The organism is Campylobacter concisus, from assembly GCF_050447485.1.
Lineage (GTDB): Bacteria > Campylobacterota > Campylobacteria > Campylobacterales > Campylobacteraceae > Campylobacter_A > Campylobacter_A concisus_BQ.
Genome location: NZ_JALMFY010000003.1, coordinates 1 through 688, shown reverse-complemented (window position 1 = coordinate 688; position 688 = coordinate 1). Strand labels below are relative to the sequence as shown.

1 protein-coding gene is annotated in these 688 nt (G+C 39.0%); it reads right to left on the bottom strand.

Going from position 1 to position 688, the window contains the following annotated elements; translation table 11 throughout:
* Window positions 1-78: 78 nt before the first annotated feature.
* A partial coding sequence (locus MTT29_RS09910; protein ID WP_429800544.1) for an ABC transporter substrate-binding protein occupies window positions 79-688 on the bottom strand: 610 nt, incomplete at its 5' end.

Here is a 688-nt window from a genome sequence, read left to right as displayed (position 1 = left end):
CAGTGCGACAAAGGCGCAAGCAATAGTAAGCAGGGCTAAAAAGATAACAACTATTGAAAAATTTGCGTTTTTCATATCTTACTTACTGCTACCATCTGGATTTAGGCCTTTTAAGATATAGCCATACTCTGTGTCGGTAAGCTCGTGACCTAAAAACTCTTTATAAAACTCTTTTGTTTTTACTTTCATATCGACATCTTTAAATAGATCTGGTTGGATAGTTTTTGCTGCCCATAAAATTTGAAGCACGTTTTCAGCACCATATCTATCCCAGCTAAATACACCTTTTGGGTTGCCGTAAATTTTGCCGTTTTTAACAGCGTTTGAGCCAGAGAATGCAGGGTGCTCTTTTATCTTTTTGATCTGTGCGTCTGTGTCATTACCACCAACGATGATGATATCAGGGTTTGCATTGATGATCTCTTCAGCGCTAACTTCGATCATTGAGCCCTCAGTATTGATAGCATTTACACCGCCACCTAGCTTGATCCAAGTGTTTTGGATGGTGTTTGTACCATCAATTTTTAGCAAATTTGCACCACCAAGAAGGTGAAGTACTTTTGGACGTTTAGCATCAGGGATGCTTTTTGTCCTTGCTGTTACAAACTCAGAGTTATCGTGGATTTTATTAGCAAGTTTTTCAGCTTTTTTTCTAGCATCATCAGTGCCTATGACTTCAGCTGTTGCA